General features: G+C 64.7%; 12 protein-coding genes. 6 read left to right on the forward strand and 6 right to left on the reverse strand.

Translation table 11 applies throughout. From position 1 onward, the window contains the following. Positions 1-37: 37 nt before the first annotated feature. Positions 38-493 (reverse strand): cache domain-containing protein, encoded by a 456-nt coding sequence (locus NHH88_00760; GenBank protein ID USX14360.1) that lies wholly within the window; start codon positions 491-493, stop codon positions 38-40. An 88-nt stretch (positions 494-581) separates the two neighbouring features. Then, the gene (locus NHH88_00765; protein USX14361.1) at positions 582-2,654 is read right to left on the reverse strand and encodes a UvrD-helicase domain-containing protein; all 2,073 of its coding nucleotides are present in this window, start codon (positions 2,652-2,654) and stop codon (positions 582-584) included. Positions 2,655-2,807: 153 nt separating this feature from the next. Here NHH88_00765 and NHH88_00770 point away from each other — a divergent pair, with 153 nt between their 5' ends. Further along, positions 2,808-3,290, forward strand: coding sequence for a DUF1857 family protein (locus NHH88_00770; protein USX14362.1), 483 nt, complete (start codon positions 2,808-2,810; stop codon positions 3,288-3,290). A 97-nt stretch (positions 3,291-3,387) separates the two neighbouring features. Here the strand turns inward: NHH88_00770 and NHH88_00775 are convergent, their stop codons facing one another. Together NHH88_00775 and NHH88_00780 are read right to left on the reverse strand one after the other, a co-directional pair. Next, the gene (locus NHH88_00775) at positions 3,388-4,524 is read right to left on the reverse strand and encodes an HD domain-containing protein (protein ID USX14363.1); all 1,137 of its coding nucleotides are present in this window, start codon (positions 4,522-4,524) and stop codon (positions 3,388-3,390) included. Between the two features lie 91 nt (positions 4,525-4,615). Then, positions 4,616-6,058 carry a dihydrolipoyl dehydrogenase gene (locus NHH88_00780; GenBank protein ID USX14364.1) on the reverse strand — a complete coding sequence of 481 codons (1,443 nt, stop codon included), beginning with the start codon at positions 6,056-6,058 and terminating at the stop codon, positions 4,616-4,618. Positions 6,059-6,146: 88 nt separating this feature from the next. On the opposite strand from NHH88_00780, the gene NHH88_00785 reads away from it, so the two are divergent. Further along, positions 6,147-7,043, forward strand: coding sequence for an ArgP/LysG family DNA-binding transcriptional regulator (locus NHH88_00785; protein USX14365.1), 897 nt, complete (start codon positions 6,147-6,149; stop codon positions 7,041-7,043). Here NHH88_00785 and NHH88_00790 read toward each other — a convergent pair. Then, the gene (locus NHH88_00790; protein USX14366.1) at positions 7,040-9,073 is read right to left on the reverse strand and encodes a primosomal protein N'; all 2,034 of its coding nucleotides are present in this window, start codon (positions 9,071-9,073) and stop codon (positions 7,040-7,042) included. The two genes, NHH88_00785 and NHH88_00790, sit on opposite strands and share 4 nt — an antisense overlap. Positions 9,074-9,816: 743 nt before the next feature. After that, positions 9,817-10,899: a uroporphyrinogen decarboxylase gene (gene hemE, locus NHH88_00795; protein ID USX14367.1), complete on the reverse strand. Its 1,083-nt coding sequence runs from the start codon at positions 10,897-10,899 to the stop codon at positions 9,817-9,819. 142 nt (positions 10,900-11,041) lie between these two features. Between hemE and NHH88_00800 the strand changes: the two genes are divergently transcribed. The 4 genes from NHH88_00800 (at position 11,042) to NHH88_00815 (ending at position 19,868) form a co-directional block, all read left to right on the forward strand. Next, the gene (locus NHH88_00800; protein USX14368.1) at positions 11,042-13,027 is read left to right on the forward strand and encodes a S9 family peptidase; all 1,986 of its coding nucleotides are present in this window, start codon (positions 11,042-11,044) and stop codon (positions 13,025-13,027) included. A 7-nt stretch (positions 13,028-13,034) separates the two neighbouring features. Then, a complete protein-coding gene (locus NHH88_00805; GenBank protein ID USX14369.1) occupies positions 13,035-17,198 on the forward strand; it encodes a DEAD/DEAH box helicase in 4,164 nt (1,387 codons plus the stop codon). A 91-nt stretch (positions 17,199-17,289) separates the two neighbouring features. After that, complete coding sequence (locus NHH88_00810) at positions 17,290-17,748, forward strand: CBS domain-containing protein (protein USX14370.1); 459 nt, start codon at positions 17,290-17,292, stop codon at positions 17,746-17,748. A gap of 158 nt (positions 17,749-17,906) precedes the next feature. Beyond that, positions 17,907-19,868 (forward strand): DUF885 domain-containing protein, encoded by a 1,962-nt coding sequence (locus NHH88_00815; GenBank protein USX14371.1) that lies wholly within the window; start codon positions 17,907-17,909, stop codon positions 19,866-19,868. Positions 19,869-19,876: the final 8 nt, after the last annotated feature.

The following is a 19,876-nucleotide window of genomic DNA, read 5'->3' on the forward strand; positions in this document are numbered from 1 at the left end:
CCCTGCTGGAAAGCATGCATTCTAACCGCCCCGGCGCTTATTTCAGATAGACGCCCCCGCACATCACCATATCTTCTTCCGGCACGCAGTACATGCTCTTCGGTTCGATCTTGCCGTTGGTCGGGTTGGTGAACTTGTAATCCTGCCAGAACGGCTTTTTCTTCTTGGCCAGCTCGATGCGCTCCTTGATGAAGAACTTGCCGTCAACGTCGCGGATCTCCATCAAGTTCTTGCCGATCATCTTGGGATTGGCGCCGTGCGTGCGCACCGTGCCGTCGAGGCCGTAAATCACCAGATACAGGTCGCGATCGACGAACTGGCCATCTTTCTTGCCGATCTCGGCGTAGGTTTTCTCGTTGCCGTTGGCCTTCCAGTATTTCAAGCCCTTGGCCACCATGGCCTCGGCCTCCGGCTTGGTGGCGAATTCCTCGGCCTGGGCTGCGGGCAAGAGCGCGCAGGAGAGCAGCAAAGCAGCGATAAGTCGGGTACGCAAGATGTCACCTCCGGAAGCATTTGGACCAAAGCGGTCGGCAAATCGATGCTAGCACATTGCCCCGGAACAACGCGCGCTTATCGCCGACTCAGGACTTCACTTCCGGCTTGGGTGTGGTTAAAAGTTCCTTCATCCTTGCCAGTCGCTCCTTGGGCGTGATGATTTCGGACTCGACCGGCGCGGCGGTGCCGACGTCGAGCTCCATTTCCTTGATGAAGCGCGACGGGTCGCAATGCACTTGCTCGCCGCCGCGCTTGCGCTTTTTGCACCACGTGATCTGCAGGGTGCGCTGGGCGCGCGTGATGCCCACGTACATCAGGCGCCGCTCCTCCTGCACGCGGGCGGCGATGGTCTCGGCCGGCGCGTCCGGGTCGCCCTTGTGCGGCAGGATGCCCTCCTCCACGCCGACCAGGAACACGTGCGGATACTCCAGCCCCTTGGACGCGTGCAGGGTCGACATGCGCACCGCGTCGGGGTCCTCGTCCTGGCCCTCGAGCATGGACATCAGCGCCACCATCTGGGTCAGCTCGAGCACGTTCTTCTCGTCGCTGTCGCGGTCCTTGCCGCCACGGCCGCGCTCCTTGAGCCAGTTGGTGAATTCCAGCACGTTCTGCCACTTGCCCTGGGCGGCGCGCTCGTCGAACATATCGTACAGATAAGACTCGTAATTGATCGCCTCCAGCAGGTCGTCCAGCACCTGGGCGGCGTTGTCGCCGCTGCCGCTCGGACCGGGACGGCTGGCGCGCGACTCGAGATTGTTGATGAAATTGCAGAAGTCGCGCAGCGGGCCCAGTTGGCGATCGTTGAGCAGGGCTTCGATGCCGCCTTTGAACACGGCCTCGAACAGCGAGCACTGCCACTGGCCCGAGAAGGTGCCAAGCGTTTCCATGGTCGACTGGCCGACCCCGCGCCGGGGCGTGGTCACGGCGCGGATGAAGGCCGGATCGTCGTCGGTGTTGGCCAGCAGGCGCAGGTAGCTGATGATGTCCTTGATCTCGGCCTTGTCGAAGAAGCTTTGGCCGCCGGAAATCGTGTACGGAATGCGTTCCTTGCGCAGGCTCTGCTCGATGATGCGCGCCTGGTGGTTGCCCCGGTACAGAATGGCGTAGTCGGACCACTTGTTCTTGCGCTGGAAATGGTCGGCCGAGATCATGATGGCCACCTGCTCGGCCTCCTGGTCGTCGTTGGCCATGCCGAGCACGTTGATCGGCTCGCCCAAGCCGTGTTCGGACCACAGCGACTTTTCGAACAGCTTGGGATTGTTGCCGATCACCGCGTTGGCCGCCTGCAGGATGCGCGTGGTCGAGCGGTAGTTCTGCTCCAGCTTGATCACCTGCAGGTCGGGGAAGTCGGTCTGCAGGGTCTTCAGGTTTTCCACCGAGGCGCCGCGCCAGGCGTAGATGGCCTGGTCGTCGTCGCCCACGGCGGTGAACATCGGCTTTTTGCCGACGCCGGTCACCATCAGCTTGACCAGCTCGTACTGGCAGGTGTTGGTGTCCTGGTACTCGTCCATCAGCAGGTAGCGCAGGCGGCGCTGCCACTTGTCGCGCACCGGCTCGTTGCTGCGGAACAGTTCCACCGGCAAACGGATCAAATCGTCGAAGTCGACCGCCTGGTAGGCGGACAGGGTCGCCACGTAGCTGGCGTAGATGCGCGCCGACTGCGCCTCGTCCTCGTCCTTGGCCTGCTGCAGCGCGATCATCGGGTCGACCAGGCCGTTTTTCCACAGCGAGATGTCGGTCTGGATGCGGCGCACCACCTGCTTGTCGGTGGTGATGGCCAGATCCTGGATCAGCGAGCCGCAGTCGTCGCTGTCCATGATGGAAAAGCGGTCCTTGAGCCCGACGCCGTTGGCCTCCTGGCGCAGGATCTTGACGCCCAGCGAGTGGAAGGTCGATACCGTCAGCTGCTTGGCCTGCTTGGGCTGCTTGAGCAGCTTGGCGATACGCTCCTGCATCTCCAGCGCCGCCTTGTTGGTGAAGGTCAGCGCGGCGATGGTGCGCGGGTCGTAGCCCCGGTCCTCGATCAGGTGGGCGATCTTTTGCGTGATCACGCGCGTCTTGCCCGAGCCGGCGCCGGCCAGCACCAGGCACGGGCCGTCCAGATAGGTCACGGCTTCGCTTTGCGGGACGTTGAGGCCGAATTGTGGTGCTTTGGACATCGGGGGACGATCTGACGAGGAAATAGCCAGCCATTGTAGCAGCGCCGTGCACGGTCGGGGCGGCAGCGGGCCGCCCGGCGCGGGGCCTTCATGACATTTGCGTTACCATGTTGGCCTGGAGCGCAAACGCGCCCGCTTTTACACGGTAGAACTATGAAATTCGAACATTTAATTGAGATTAACGATCCGCTGAATCCTTTGATCGACGCCCTGACCGTCGAACAGCTGTGGGCCGGCCTGGTGCTGAGCGCAGAATCGCCGAAGTTGTTCGTACCGCACCTGGACGATTGCGTCGTCGACGAGCGCACCGAGAACGGCTTCCGCCGCCGCCGCCGCTTCGGCGAGCTGGTGGTCGAGGACCATGTGGTGCTCGAACCGATGCGCCAGCTGCGCTACGAAGTGGCGCCGCAGCAGGACATCAGCCGCCAGAGCCTGACGGTGACTATCGAGACCCCGACCGCCGACACCTTGTACGTGCGCTTCCAGTACCAGGACGACCACGACGCCGCCACCGACGCCGCCAACGCCATGTACGACGAGTTCCGCAAATCGGCCTATCAAGAGTCCGACATCGACATGATCCGCGTGCTGCGCGACCTGGCCTCGCAGGGACGGCTCGGCGCCACCTTAAACTAGGCGGCCGGCTTTCACCCCGCACTGCGGCGTACAGGGGTCGGACCCCGGGGGTCCGACCCGCTTGGCCTTGCGGGTTACTGCTGTGCTCAATCAAGCATCACAGCGCCGCCGCGCGGCCCCACACCTGTTCCATGCGCAGCGGCGGCGCGTTCAGCGCGGCCACCTGGGCATTGGTCAGCACCTCGCGGATCGCGTGCAGCGGCACGCGCGTGTCACGCTCCAGAAACACCTCCAGCGGCGCGCCGCGCGGGCCGAGCACCGACTCCACATGCGGTGTCGTCGATTGCAGCCCCCGGCGCGACACCACCGCCACCTCGCCGTTGATCAACCGTACATAACTGCCGATGGGATAGATGCCCAGCTCGCGTATCAGCAGCGACGCCAGGTTGGTGTGCAGGGTGGTTCTGGCTTCCAGCAGGATATCGCGCAGTGCCGCGTTGGCCGACATCGCCGGACGATAGCCGCGCTCCGATACGCGCGCGCAGTAGCGGTCGGCCAGGATCACCAGCTTGGCCAGCGGCGGAATCTGCGCCCCGGCCTTGCCGAACGGATAACCGGTGCCGTCCTCGTTTTCATGGTGGTGCAGCACGCAGTCGACCCAGGTCGGGTCGGTGATGCCCACATCGGCCAGCAAGCGCGCGCTCAGCTCGGGATGGGCCATCATGCGCTCGCGCTCGGCCGCATCGAAGGCGGCGGCGCCGTCATGCCAGCGCTGCTGATCCTCCAGCAAGCCCAGATTCATCGTCAGCGCGGCCAGGGTCACGGCCATGATGTCGTCCGGCGAGCGCTCGCGGGCGCGGGCGAGCACCTGGGCGACGATGGCGGTGTCGACGCAGTGGCGCACCGGATAAGGCGCCTGCCGCTGGTTGTGCAGGATGCTGGCGGTGGCGATATCGACATTCAGCGAGATCGCGTCGCCCACCAGGGTCGCGATCTCTTCGAGCTTTCGGCGCAGGCCGGGCGGCGCCGCGCCCCCGGCGATGGCCTGCTGCAGCCCTTGCAGTTCCAGGCACGCGCCGTTGAGCTTGCGCAGCACGGACGCTGGCCCGGCCGATTCCGGGCCGTGGTCGCTATAGTCTTCGAAACTGCCGCGCTCGACCAGATAAGCGATCTGATTGGCGCTGGCGATCATGTGTCCCTTGCGCACCAGCAACGCGCCGGTATCGCTATATACATTCCACGGAATCAGCATTCCCAACTTTAAATCCGCCGCCGTGACCTTTCGTATCTTCATCAAACCACTACCGGAACTATCGATCTAGCAGCATAAAGCTTCCGGATGGAAATGTGTGACTTTTTTTGTATCGTTGTGTGACAATCCAGAATCATGGCGCGGGGGTGCAATCGACGCACGGATCGTCGTGCTTGGGCTCGTTCGCCAGCTGGTGCGCCAGGTCGCGCAACGCGGTGCGCACGCCCTCCTCCACCACCGGATGGTAAAACGGCATGTCCAGCATGGCGGCCACGCTCAGCCCTGCCTGGGCGGCCCATGACAGCAGATGGCCGATGTGCTCGGCGCGCGGCCCGATCATCTCGGCGCCGAGGAAGCGGCCGCTGCGGAACTCGCCGTAGACGCGCAGCATCCCCTTGTTCTGCAACATCACGCGGCTGCGGCCCTGGTTCTCGAACGACACCTTGCCGACCGCGAAGCGGCCCGTGTGCGAGGCGCACAATTCCGCGTGGCTGGCGCCGGCCGTGGCGATCTGCGGCTCGGTGAAGGCGATCGTCAGCGGCGTGCGGCGCAGGCCCGGCTTGACGTCCGGATAGCGCGCGGCGTTGTCGCCGGCGATGCGGCCCTGGTCGGCAGCCTCCGGCAATTGCGGCCGTTCGTTGTCGGCGTCGCCGGCGATGAAGATGGGGCTTTCCTGGCACTGCATGGTGTATTTGTCGTACACCGGAATGCCGTGGTGGTCGCGCTTGAGGCCGGTGTGTTCCAGTCCGAGCTCGTGCACGTTCGGGCGCCGGCCCACCGCCGAGAGCAGGTGGCTGAAGCGCTCGGTGCGCTGCTCGCCGTCCAGCTTGGTGCTGGTGACGACCAGTTGCTCGCCGTCGAGCTCAACCTTGGTCACCTTGGTTTCATAACGGATATCGAGCTCGACGCTCATGGCGCGGCGCGCCACCGCCAGCACGTCCGGGTCGCTCAACTGGGCGATGCTCTCGCCGCGCGCGAAAATGGTCACGCGCACGCCCAGCCGGTGCAGCGCCTGCCCCAGCTCCAGCCCGATGATGCCGGTGCCGGCGATGGCGATCGATTCCGGCAAATCATCCCAATAGAACACGGCGTCGCTGTTGATGACGCGCGGACCGGCGGCGGCCCACTCCTCCGGCACGATGGGAGTCGAGCCGGTGGCGATGACGAAGCGCTCGGCCTCGACCACGGTATCGTCGCCGACCTGCAGCTTGTTGTCGCTGATGAAGCGGGCGTGGCCGTGCAGCTTGTCGGCGGCCGGATAGCCGTCGACCGCCTCGACGACGAAGCCGACAAAGCGGTCGCGCTCGGCACGCACGCGCGCCATCACGGCCTTGCCGTCGATGCGCACCGGCCCCGGATGGACGCCAAAAGCCGGCGCCGCCTTTGCCGCGTGCGCGGCCTCGGCCGCCGCGATCAGCAGCTTGCTGGGCATGCAGCCGACCCGGGCGCAGGTGGTGCCATAGGGACCGCTCTCGATCAACACGGCTTTCTTGCCGCCGGCGGTCGCCGCGCGATAGGCCGTCATGCCGGCGGTGCCGGCGCCGATCACCGCAACTTCTGTCTTGATAGTCTTCATGATGTGTTCCGATTGGTTTTCTAATTTTACTTTGGAGCAAAAGAGCATTAGTATTACTTATTGTATTTCAATTTTATAAGTAACACTTATGGCTCCACTAGACTATCGCGCGCTTGCCGTGCTGGACGCAGTCGCCAGCCACGGCAGCTTTGAAAAAGCCGCGACCGCGCTCGGCATCAGCCAGTCGGCCGTCTCGCAGCGCATCAAGGCGCTGGAAGACGCCGCCGGCCGCCTGCTGATCGTGCGCGGCCAGCCGGCCGTGCCGACCGGGCTGGGCCAGCGCCTGGTCTCGCACCACCGCAGCGTCAAATTGATGGAAGCCGCGCTCGACATCGATCTCGGCAACAAGGTTAGCATGCCGGAGATTTCCCTGGCGGTGGACGCGGCCAGCCTGGCCACCTGGTTCCCGCTGAGCTTGCAACCGCTGCTGTCGCCGCCGCGTTGTCAACTCAACATCCAGCAGGCAACGCGCGACATGGCCCTGCATCTGGTGCGGGAGGGTAGCGTATTCGGCAGCATCGCCGCCGCCCAGCCGCACGGCGAGCACACGGCAAACGGTCCCGAGGTGACGCCGCTGGGCAAGCTGCGCTATGTCTGCGTGGCCACGCCGGTGTTCGCCGGCCACTGGTTCGGCGACGGCTTCTCGGCCGAGGCGGCCCGGCTGGCGCCGGCGGTGGTGTGCGACCGCGACATGATGGCCGGCTTCCTGCGCGAGGTGCTCGACCTGGACGGCCCGTATCCGCACCACACGGTGCCGCTGTCGCCGGCCAGCGCCGAGTGCATCCACGGCGGCCTGGCCTACGGGCTGATGCCGCTGTCGCAGGCGACCCGGCCGCTGGCCGACGGCCGTCTGGTGGATCTGGCGCCGGGCAGGCATGTCGATGTGGCGCTGAACTGGCACGCGTGGAATCTGGACACGCCATTTACGCGCGCGCTCAGCGAGCAAATCATCGCCACCGCGCGGCGCTTTCTGTTGCAGCCTTAAATATCGAGCGGATCGACTTCCAGCGACCATTTCACGCGGCTTTTCATCTCGCGCAGGGTCCACAGCCAATCCTTTAGGAACGCCTGCAGCATCGGCCGCGACGCCGATTCGACCAGCAACTGCGCGCGGTCGACATTGTGCACGCGGGTCATGCTCATCGGGATCGGATCGTTGATCGTGATGCCCGGATGCTCGACGCAATCGCGCGCGATAGTCAGGAACTCGATGGCGGTCGCCAGCTCGGGCGCCTCGGCCCGCAACAGCGCCTGGAACAGGTACGGCGGCAGCGCGGCCTGCTCGCGCTCCTCCAGCAGCGCGGACGCGAAGTGGTCGTAATCGTGGTGCACCACCGCGCCGTACAGCGGATGCTGTGGATAGCGGGTCTGGATCAGCACCTCGCTGATGCTGCCGCCTTCCGTGCGCCCGGCGCGGCCGGCGCGTCCCGCCACCTGCATCAGCTGCGCGAACAGCCGCTCGCTGGCGCGGTAATCCTGCGAGAACAGCGCGGTGTCCGGATTGAGAATGCCGACCAGCGTAAGCTTCTTGAAGTCGTGTCCCTTGGCGACCATCTGGGTGCCGATCAGGATATCGACCTCGCCGCGATGGACGGTGTCGAAGGCCTCCTGTGCGCTGCCCTTCTTGCGGGTCGAGTCGGCGTCGATGCGCAGCACGCGCGCCTCCGGGAACAGCGCCTGCAGGCCCTCCTCGACGCGCTGGGTGCCGCGTCCCAGCGGTTGCAGGTCGACGTTGCCGCAGGTCGGGCAGTGGCGCGGAATGCGCAGCTCCAGGCTGCAGTGGTGGCAGCGCAGCCGGTGCTCGGGACGGTGCAGCACCATGAACGAGGTACAGCGCGTGCACTCGCTGATCCAGCCGCACGATTCGCAGCAGATCACCGGCGCGTAGCCGCGTCGGTTGAGGAACAACAGCGATTGCTCGCCGCGCTCCATGCGCTGCTTGATGGCGGCGATCAGTCCCGATGTCAGGCCGTCCTTCGGCTTGTCGCGCTCCATGTCGATCAGTTTCACCTGCGGCAGCACGGCGTTCTTGACGGCGCGCTCGCGCAGTTCCAGCTTGCGGTAGCGGCCCGACTGCGCGTGGTGCCAGCTCTCGAGCGACGGCGTGGCCGATCCGAGCACGATCGGAATCGCCAGCTGCCAGGCGCGCCACACGGCCAGGTCGCGCGCCGAATAGCGCAAGCCTTCCTGCTGCTTGTACGACGGGTCGTGCTCCTCGTCGATGACGATCAGCTTCAGGTTCGGCAGCGAGGCCAGGATCGCCAGCCGCGTGCCGAGCACGATGCGCGCCCGGCCCTGGTGCGCGGCCAGCCAGTGCAGCATGCGCTCGCCTTCGGACAGGCTGCTGTGCAGGGTCGCCAGCATCACGCCGGGGAAGCGCGCGCGGATATTGCCTTCCAACTGGGGCGTCAGGTTAATCTCGGGCACCAGGATCAAGATCTGCGCATCCACGTCGCGCGCCAGCACTTGCGCGCACGCCTGCAGATACACCTCGGTCTTGCCGCTGCCGGTCACGCCGTACAGCAAAGTGGGCGTGAAACCCACGGCGCCGCCGATGGCGTCGGCCGCCTCCTGCTGCGAGGGATTGAGCACCGGCATGTTGAGCGGCGTGCCGTCGTGGGGGGCGTCGAGCTTGGCCAGCTTTTTCAGCGCCTTGTCCAGGGTGAGCGGGGTGGGCGCGCGCAGGTTCTTCGGCAAGCCCGGCAGGGCCACCTCGCCCAACGGACGCTGATAATAGTCGGCGGCGAAGCCGGCCAGCGCCAGCCATTGCGCCGACAGCGGCGCCAGCTGGCTGCGGATCGCTAGCGCGTCCTTCAATTTCCCGTCGGGCACATCGGTCTCGGCGGCGACGCCGACGATCAGCCCCATCACCTCGCGCGGGCCGAACGGGACGAACGCCAATTGGCCGACTTGCGGCTGTTCCGCCGCATCGCAATACCAGCGGTAGTCGAAAATGGCATTCAGCGGCGTGTCGAGCGCCACCTGAAGAATGCAATGGTGAAAGAGGCCCTGCATAGATCCAATCACATGAAATTCGGTGCTGTGCAAGACTGCACAGTTTTTGTGGATAACTTTGTGGACAAGAGAATCTTAATCTCCGGAAACCAATCACTTAACAGTTGGTAGCCGTCGGAACCGGGCAAATATTCGAAATTATTTTCTTTTAAAATCAATCACTTGGAAAAACCCTCCTAGGAGACGGAGAAATGCGCTTTTTTCTCTCCGGCTGTGCATAAGTGAAGTATTTCCGATTAATTTTTAACGATTTCCAACACTTTCCGGGGCGTTTTAATGGCTACCGGAAAGTACAACGTTCGGCCGATAACGACAAATTTTATACAGGCCGCGCCCAAATGGTTTGCGCGCACATAACTTCGTTATCAAGCCAGCCATTTTGCCTAAAAATCGTGCAGCGCAACATAGACCTCATGCAAAACAACAACATTATGGCTAAGTCACGGTTTACTAAGTACTTTTATTTTTTATCCACAGTTTTTGTGGATAACTTTGTGGACAATGAAGAAATAAACTCGCGGAAGCCCGACTTATGGGTTTACAACCAGTACACAGCCTCATCCAGCAAGCCGAAATTACAATTACAAATCAACGACTTAGAACCAACGCCCGGGCGAGGAAAATAGTGCTGCCTGTTATTCTTGCACCAAAAAAAATTGTGCATAAGTCGGTTTGCTTTCCTCTGCGCACCAATGAAAATGGGGCACGCTCCATCGGAACGTGCCCCACGGGTTTGCGGTAGCTCAAGATGCGCGCTGGGCCTTGCTGTAGGCGTGAACAGCGTCCACCATGGCCGCCACATTCTCCGGCGGCGTGAACTGGGAGATGCCGTGGCCCAAATTAAATACGTGTCCATGGCCGTTTTCCGGCTTACCGAAGGCGTCCAGCACCTTGTGCACTTCGGCGCGGATCTGCTCGGGGCTGGCGAACAGGATCGCCGGGTCCAAGTTGCCTTGCAGACCGACCTTGTGGCCGACCAGCTTGCGCGCCTGCGTCAGGTTCACGGTCCAGTCCAGGCCTACCGCGTCGGCGCCGATGTCGGCGATCTGCTCGATCCACTGGCCGCCGCCCTTGGTGAAGACGATGGCCGGAATCTTAACGCCGTCCTTGTCCCTCTTCAGCAGCGACACCACCTGGCGCATGTAATCGAGCGAGAACGCCTGGTAGGCGCCGTCGGCCAGCGCGCCGCCCCACGAGTCGAAGATCATCACCGCCTGGGCGCCGGCGTCGATCTGGGCGTTCAGGTACTCGGCAACCGCCTTGGCATTGATGGCCAGGATGTGGTGCATCAGGTCCGGACGGTTGTACAGCATCTTTTTGATGGTGTGGAACTCGCGCGAGCCCTGGCCTTCGACCATATAGCACGCCAGCGTCCACGGGCTGCCCGAGAAGCCGATCAGCGGCACGCGGCCGTTCAATTCCGTGCGGATCTGCGTGACCGCCTTGAATACATAGTCCAGCGACCCCAGTTCCGGTGCGCGCAGCGCCAGCACGTCGGCCTCGGTTTTGAGCGGACGCTCGAACTTGGGGCCTTCGCCTTCGACGAAATACAGGCCCAGGCCCATCGCGTCGGGCACCGTCAGGATGTCGGAGAACAGGATGGCGGCGTCCAGCGGGAAGCGGTCCAGCGGCTGCAAGGTCACTTCGGTGGCGTAATCGGGATTGGTGGCCAGGCCCATGAAGGAGCCCGCTTTTTGGCGCGTGGCGCGGTATTCCGGCAGGTAGCGCCCCGCCTGACGCATCAGCCATACCGGGGTGTGCTCGGTCGGCTGGCGCAACAACGCACGCAAAAAGGTGTCATTCTGAAGCGGAGCAAATTGTGGCATGAAAGGCAATCAAAAAGCGGGGAAAGGGCTATTATCGCACTCCGCGCCGTTTTTTTTCGGCGGACGCTGGAACATTGCGCGCCCTTTCTCTATCATCCTAGCACCCCCGCCCAGTCACCCAACCCAAGCCCTCGGAGCCGCCATGACATCAGAAGCATCGACCATCGCCGAATACGGCACCTGGCCATCGACCATCAGCGCCGAGCGCGTGGCGGCCGGCGCCACGCCGATGTCGTCGCTGATGCTGGGCGGCGCCGACGGCGGCGATATCTTCTGGCTGGCCGGACGCGCCGCCGAGGCGGGCCGCAACACGCTGCTGCGCCATCACGGCGCCGTCACCGACGAACTGACGCCGGCGCCGTTCAATGTGCGCAGCCGCGTGCATGAATACGGCGGTGGCGCCTACGCGGTCGATGGCGAGACGGTCTACTTCTCACATTTTGCCGATAACCGCGTCCACCGGCTGGATTTCGCCGGAGATGAGGATTCGCTGTCCGCGCCAGTGCCGCTGACGGCGGCAGGCAAGCAGCGCTTCGCCGATTTCGTGGTCGACGGCGCGCGCGGACGCCTGATCGGCGTGCGCGAGCTGCACCGCGAGGATGGCCACGGCGAACCGTCCAACACCATTTGCGCGATCGGCATCGCCGACGGCGCTGAAACGGTATTGGCGCAAGGCGCCGACTTCTATTCGTCGCCACGGTTGTCGCCGGACGGCCGCGCGCTGGCGTGGCTGACCTGGGACCACCCGCGCATGCCGTGGGAAGGCACCACCTTGTGGCTGGCCGAATTCCAGGCCGACGGCACGCTGGCGGCCCCGGTGCGCGTGGCCGGCGGCGCCGAGGAATCGATCTGCCAGCCGGAATGGTCGCCGAACGGGCTGCTGCACTTCGTCTCCGACCGCAGCGGCTGGTGGAACCTGTACCGCCTGGGCGCGGACCGCCAAGGCGTCGAGGCCCTGTGCCCGATGCAGGCGGAATTCGGCTCGCCGCACTGGACCTTCGGTAACTCGATGTATGGCTTCCGCTCGGCCTCGGAAATCATCTGCACCTATATCGACAAGGGCGTGAGCCGGCTGGCGCGCCTGCTTCCGGCCAGCGGCAAGCTCGAAGCGATCGCCAATCCGTACGAGGAAATCCGCGAACTGCGCGTGGCGCCCGGCTACATCGCCATGCTGGCGGGCGGCCCGTCGATCCCGCTGGAGCTGGCGCGCATCGACTTTACCGAGGAAGGCGTGGAAATCCTGGCGCAATCGATCGCCGACCTGCCCGACGAGGACAACCTGTCCATCCCCGCCAATATCAGCTACCCGAGCGCCAACGGCCGCACCTCGCACGCGTTCTTCTACGCGCCGCGCAACCGCGACGCGCGCGCGCCGGACGGCAGCAAGCCGCCCGTGATCGTCATCAGCCACGGCGGCCCGACCGGCATGACCGTCAACACGCTGAAACTGGCGACCCAGTACTGGACCAGCCGTGGCTTCGGCGTGCTCGATGTGAACTACGGCGGCAGCACCGGTTTCGGCCGCGCCTACCGCGACCTGCTCAAGGGCCAGTGGGGCATCGTCGATGTCGAGGATTGCGTGGCCGGCGCCCGGGCGCTGGTCGAGCGCGGCCTGGCCGACAACGACCGCCTGATCATCCGTGGCGGCAGCGCCGGCGGCCTGACGACCCTTTGCGCGCTGACCTTCCATGATGTGTTCAAGGTCGGCGCCAGCTACTACGGCGTCTCCGACCTGCAAGGGCTGGACGACGACTCGCACAAGTTCGAATCACGCTATACCGCCTACCTGATCGCGCCGCAGCCGCAGGCGCAAGCGCTGTACAAGGACCGCTCGCCGATCAACCACACCGACAAGCTGTCGCGCCCGATGATCTTCTTCCAGGGCCTGGACGACAAGGTCGTGCCGCCGCAGCAATCGGAAATGATGGTCGACGCGCTCAAGGCGAGCGGCGTGCCGGTGGCCTATGTGCCGCTGGAGGGCGAGGGTCACGGCTTCCGCAAGGGCGAGAACATCGTCCGCACCCTGGAGGCGGAGCTGTACTTCTATCAGCGGATACTGAAGCTGAACCCCGGCCTGCACGATCCTGCGGCGGCAGCGCCGGTCCACATCGATAACCTGAAAGACTGATCCACGCATGGCCGACCCGAAGCTGCTTGCCGAATTTGACGCGCTTGAATTCAATGAAAAAATGATACTGGCGCTGCTCGCCCTGATCGGCGAGCCGGTCGGGCGCACCGCCATCCTCGATCATTTGAACAAGGCGCGCATCGAGGACAAGGACGGCCACCACTACAACGTCGGCACCCTGGACGAATCGATGCGCAAGCTGGAACGGCTGGCCTTCATCAGCGTCGTCACCGGGCGCGGCTTCGTCTGCAATCCCAAGCTGCGCTGGCCGGCCATGCGCGCCTCGATCGGTACCCACGCGCTCGACGACCTGTGCGAAGCCTACGATGAACTGGTGCCGATGCGCCAGACCTGGAACAGCGTCGAGCCGCGCAGCTACCGCGCCGGCATGGCGCGCCTGCGCATGGGCCTTCTGCGCGGCCAGGCGCCGCAGCAGATCCAGCCGATCCTGGCCTTCTGCCTCGGCAGCTACGAGGCGGCGCAGCTGCACCCCATCGTCGACATCTTCGGCCGTCCGTTCGAGCCGGGGATGATCGCGCGCGTCCATCCGCTGCTGCAGGACGACGTGCTGGCGGTGCTGCTGGAGAACGCCAAGCGTGAACTGCCCACCGTGCCGGTGATCCGCGAGTTCTGCGAACAGCACCTGCAACGGCGACTGGCGGCCAAGGACGACATCAGTCCCGAACTGCGGCTGGCGTTGGCGGAGGACGCCATCCTGTGCGGCCGCCTGGACGACGCCAAGCGCTATCTGGAGCGCACGGCCGGCCCGCAAAGCCAGTTCCTGGCCAGCACCATCGTGCTGCTGCGCGGCGCCACCGGCGCGGCCTTCGTCGGCTACGAGGCGGCGCTAAAGCTGCTGCGCCGCGAAACGGGCAAACGCAAACACCTGTTCGCCGGCATCGGCGCCTATCTGTATCTGCTGTCGCTGTTGCGCAGCGAGGACCCCAAACATCAAAAAGCGGCGGACGCCTACCTCGAGATCGCGGTACGCATGCCGCCAAACTACGACGCCGCCATCCACCAGCAGATCGACATGCTGCGCCAGATCCGCGCAGGCACCATGCAAACGGACGTCGTCTCCGCGCTGCCGTGGGACACCGCCGTGCAGACGCAGTTGTTCCAGTGCCTGCTATATTTCTGGCTGTCGTTGCCGCATCTGGGCGAGCGCCGCCTGCAGTTGCAGGAGCTGTTCGAGAACGCCGAACGCGCCGGCTACCTGTTCATCGCGGCGCAGGCGGCCGCCCTGCTCGGCCACCTGGGCGACGTCGACCAGCAGCGCCACGCGAGCGCGCTGCGCACGCGTCTCGGCATCCCGGACATGACGGTGTGGTTCGAGCGGCAGGAAGCGTGGCAGCGGCAGTTGTCGGCGTTGATCAACCTGCAGCAGCCGGCGACGGCGGAAGCGGCCGGCGCCACGCGACTGGTGTGGCAGCTGACCTACGACAACCGCCACGGCCTGACCGACGTCGCGCCGGTCGAGCAAAAACGCGACGCGCGCGGCTTGTGGAGCAAGGGCCGCGCCGTCGGCTTGAAGCGCCTGCGCTTCGAGCCGGAACAATTCGATTTCCTGACGCCGCAGGACGTGCGCGTGTCGGAGGCGATCTCGGTGGCCCACCGCAGCTACCAGTCCAGCGGCCTGGCCTACGAGATCGACCCGCAGCGCGCCGCCTCCGCGCTGATCGGCCACCCGCTGCTGTTTTGGGCCGACGCCCCCGACACGCGCGTGGAAATGCTGGCCGGCGAGCCGGAACTGCTGATCAAGAAAAGCCCGGGCAACCTGGAAATCCGCCTGCACCCGCGCATCCCGGACGACAATTCCTTCGTCATCGTCAGCAAGGAGACGCCGACGCGCCTGCGCGTGGTCAGCATCCTCGACGAGCACCGCCGCATCGCCGCCATCGTCGGCGACAGCCTGACGGTGCCGGCGCACGCCGAGCAGCAGGTGCTGCACGCGATCAGCTCCATCTCGTCGCTGGTGACGGTGCAGTCGGAGATCGGCGGCGCCGCGCCGGACATGCAGCAGGTGGAGGCCGACACCCGGCTGCACGTGCATCTGCTGCCGTACCAGCACGGCCTGAAGATGCAGATCCTGGTGCGGCCGCTGGCCAACGGCGCCTACTACGCGCCGGGCGCCGGCGCCGACAGCGTGATCGCCGATGTCGGCGGCAAGCCGGTGCAGGCGCGCCGCCATCTGATCGACGAACGCGACGCCGAGCGTGAGCTGATCGCCAAGTGCCCGGTGCTGGAATCGGCCGAACAGGATCATGGCGAATGGCTGCTCGGGCAACCGGCGCTGTGCCTGCAATTGCTGGTCGAGCTGCAGGAAATGAAAGCGGGCAGCATCGTGCTGGCCTGGCCGGAGGGCGAGAAATTCCGCGTCACCGCCAAGGTCGAGACCAAGCAGGTGCGCCTATCCATCAAGAGCAACAAGGACTGGTTCGCGGCCAGCGGCGAGGTGCAGATCGACGAAGACAAGGTTATGGACCTGCGCACCCTGCTGGAGCTGATGCAGAAGAACCAGAGCCGCTTCGTGGAACTGGGCGAGAACCGCTACCTGGCGCTGACCGAGGAGCTGCACCGGCGCCTGCGCGAAGTGTCGGCCTACGGCGAGCTGACCGCCGACGGCGTGCGCCTGCATCCGCTGGCCGCGTTCGCGCTTGAGGAGCTGGCCGACGACGTCGGCGGCCTGAAGGCGGACAAGCTGTGGAAGGAGCACTTGCAGCGCATGGCGTCGCAGGCGGCGTTCGAGCCGCATCTGCCAAGCACCTTGCAGGCCGAGTTGCGCGACTACCAGCTGGAAGGCTACAACTGGCTGTCGCGCCTTGCGCATTGGGGCGTGGGCGCCTGCCTGGCCGACGATATGGGCCTCGGTAAAACCTTGCAGGCGATCGCGCTGATCCTGTCGCGCGCGCCGCAAGGGCCGACCCTGGTCATCGCGCCGACGTCCGTCTGCATGAACTGGATCAGCGAGACGGCGCGCTTCGCGCCGACGCTCAACGTCAAGCTGTTCGGCGCCGGCGACCGCGCCGAAACGATGTCCACCCTGCAGCCGTACGACGTGGTGGTGGCCAGCTACGGCCTGCTGCAGCTGGAATCGGCGCTGTTCGCCGGCGTGAAGTGGAACACCATCGTGCTCGACGAGGCGCAGGCAATCAAGAACGGCGCCACCAAGCGCTCGCAGGCCGTCATGGCGCTGCAAGGCGACTTCCGCATGATCGCCACCGGCACGCCGCTGGAAAACCATCTGGGCGAGTTGTGGAACCTGTTCCGCTTCATCAATCCCGGCCTGCTGGGCAGCATCGAGCAGTTCAACCTGCGCTTCGCGGCGCCGATCGAAAAGCCGCAGGACCACCGCGCCGAACTGGGTGCGCGCAACCGCCTGCGACGCCTGATCCAGCCGTTCATGCTGCGCCGGACCAAGGCTCAGGTGCTGACCGAGCTGCCGTCGCGCACCGAGATCACGCTGGAGGTCGACCTGTCGAAGGAGGAGACGGCGCTGTACGAATCGTTGCGCCGCACCGCCCTGGAAAACCTGGCCGCCGTCGAGGGCCCGGCCGAGAAGAAGTCGATCCAGATCCTGGCCGAGATCATGCGGCTGCGGCGCGCCTGCTGCAATCCGAACCTGATCGCGCCCGAACTGGGACTGGCCAGCAGCAAGCTGGCGGCGTTCGCGCACCTGCTTGAGGGCCTGCTGGAGAACCGCCACAAGGTGCTGGTGTTCAGCCAGTTCGTCGACCACCTGTCCTTGATCCGCGCGCACCTGGACGCCAACGACATCAGCTATCAATACCTGGACGGTTCGACTTCGATGGCCGACCGCAAGAAGCGCGTCGACGCCTTCCAGGCCGGCACCGGCGACGTCTTCCTGATCAGCCTGAAGGCGGGCGGGGTCGGCATCAACCTCACCGCCGCCGACTACGTGATCCACATGGACCCGTGGTGGAACCCTGCGGTGGAGGACCAGGCCTCGGACCGCGCGCACCGCATGGGCCAGCTGCGCCCGGTGACCATCTACCGCCTGGTGGCGCGCCATACGATCGAGGAAGGCATCGTCGACCTGCACCAGCACAAACGCGACCTGGCCGACAGCTTGCTGGAGGGCAGCGACGTCTCGGGCCGCATGTCGGCCGGGGAAATGCTCAACATGCTGCAAGAAGGCTTGAAAAAATAAGGTTTGTGGATACCGCGTGAACTTTGCCGCGCGGCTCCCGTCTTACTGGCATGGCGCCGTGCGGCGCCACGTCACGTAAAGGGGAACCACGATGAAAACCATTGCAGAAGTCATGAGCCGGGACGTCACCAGCGTCTCCCCGGACGATACGATACGGCAGGCCGCCGAGATGATGGACGATCTCGACGTCGGCGCGCTGCCGGTCACCGAAGGCAACCGCCTGATCGGCATGATCACCGACCGCGACATCACCATCCGCGCCACCGCCGCCGGTCTGGGGCCGGAGGAAACCCTGGTCACCGAGGTGATGAGCGAGGATATCTGCCACTGCTACGAGGACCAAAGCATCGACGAGGTGATGCAGGACATGCGCGACATGCAGGTACGCCGCGTGCCGGTCGTCAGCCGCGACCAGCACACCTTGATCGGCATCGTGTCGCTGGCCGACCTGACCGACCCGGAGGCCGAGACCGATCCCGAGGAAACCGCCGAAACCCTGCGCGATATCTCGTCGCCGACCGGCATGGGACAGCCGTCGGCGCGGCCGTAGGGAGGCCCGGGATTTCCCCGGTCGCCGCGTTTTGTCTTGTATCGAGCGCTCTCAAGCGGGCCGATTAGTGATAATCTCCAACGCTTCGACTTGGCCCGCTTGCCGCAGCGTGATGTGGACGCGCGTGCCTTGTCAAAATAAACACAAGGCTGCAGACGATGATCAAGACAAAAATTGCACTGGCTGTGGTGATGGCGGCACTCGCCTTCACGCCGGCCGGCGCGGCGACCACCAACAAGGAAGCCAGCACCAGTACTAAAAACAAGAACGCCAAGAGCGGCAAGAGCGCCGGCAAAACCGGCACCAAAAGCGCGACCGCCGGCAAGGCTGGCAAAAACAGCAAGACGACCACGAAGGGCGGCAAGAGCGGCAAGGGCAAAGCTGTCGCGGCCGCGGCGGCGACAACTGCGGTGGTCGCCGCCAGGCCGGCCGTGGCCGCCGTGCCCGAACGGCGCCAGGACCGTTCGTTCGACACCCTCAGCAACCAGTTCCTCAACGCGCTGTGGCGCATCGACTCGGAAAGCGCGATCTACGCGGGCAAGTACGACACCGCCGCCACGCTGAGTATTCCGGACGTGGCCACGCAGACCAAGGAACTGGCCTTCATCGACGACTGGAAGCTGCGCTTCGGCAAAGTCAACGCCAGCCAACTGTCGCCCAAGCAGCGCACCGATCTGGCGCTGCTAATCAACAAGCTCGATAGCGACCGCTTCCGCCTGACCACCCTGCGCGAGTTCGAATGGAACCCGGCCAGCTACAACGTCGCAGGGCCACTGGACCTGATCCTGAGCACGGAATACGCGGCCCAGCCGCAGCGCCTGCGCACCTTGCTCAAGCGCATCGCCAGCATTCCGGCGTACTACGAGGCGGCGCGCAACAACATCGTCAACCCGACCCGCGAACATACGCGCCTGGCGATCAAGCAGGCGCCCGGCGTGCAGACCGTGCTGATCGAAGTCGACAAGGCGGCCCAAGCCTCGATCCTGACGCCGATCGAGAAGCAGCAGTTCACGCAGCGGGTCAACGCGGCGCTGACGGCGGTCGACGGCTACGTGGCCTTCCTGACCGAGATGGACAAGCTGATGGACACCAAAGGCCGTCGCACCTTCCGCATCGGCAAGGCGATGTATGAGCAGAAGTTCGCCTACGACATCCAATCCGGCAGCACCGCCGAGCAGACCTATCAAAAGGCGTTGGCCGCGCGGGAAGATCTGCTGGCCAATATGGACAAGCTGTCCGACGACATGTGGGACAAGTATTTCCCGGGCGTGGCCAAGCCGGCCGACCGCTTTGCCAAGATCGGCATGATGATCGACAAGCTGTCGGCCAACCACGTGCGGCGCGAGGATTTCGTCAACGAGATCAAGCGCCAGATCCCCGTGCTGCAGGATTGGGTGATCAGCAAAAACCTGCTGACCCTGGACCGCAACAAGCAGCTCGAAGTGCGCGCGACGCCGGCCTATCAGGCGGGTGTGGCGGGCGCCAGCATCGACGCGCCGGGACCGTACCGGCCGCAGGACCGCACCTACTACAACGTCACGCCGCTCGACGGCGCGACGGCGGAGGCGGCCGAGAGCAGCCTGCGCGAGTACAACCACTGGATCCTGCAGATTCTCAATATCCACGAGGCGATCCCGGGCCACTACGCGCAACTGGTGTATGCCAACAAGTCGCCGTCGATCGTCAAATCGATCTTCGGCAACGGCGCGATGGTCGAGGGTTGGGCGGTCTACGGCGAACGCATGATGCTGGACTCCGGCTACGGCGACAACGCGCCGGAGATGTGGCTGATGTATTCGAAGTGGAACCTGCGCAGCGTGACCAACACCATCCTCGACTACAGCGTGCACGTGCTGGGTATGACGGAGGAACAGGCGATCGACCTGCTGACGCGCCAGGCCTTCCAGACGCGCACCGAGGCGGTCGAGAAGTGGCATCGGGTGCAGGTGTCGTCGGTGCAGCTGACCAGCTATTTCAGCGGCTACAGCGAGATCATGGAATTACGCGAGGAACGTAAAAAGGCGCTGGGCGACAAGTTCAACCTCAAGGAATTCCACGAGCAATTCCTTAGCTACGGCAGCGCGCCGGTGCGGGTGATCAAGGGCTTGATGACGAAGTAGTAGTTGCA

The sequence above is a fragment of the Oxalobacteraceae bacterium OTU3CAMAD1 genome (genome assembly GCA_024123915.1).
Classification (GTDB): domain Bacteria; phylum Pseudomonadota; class Gammaproteobacteria; order Burkholderiales; family Burkholderiaceae_D; genus Rugamonas.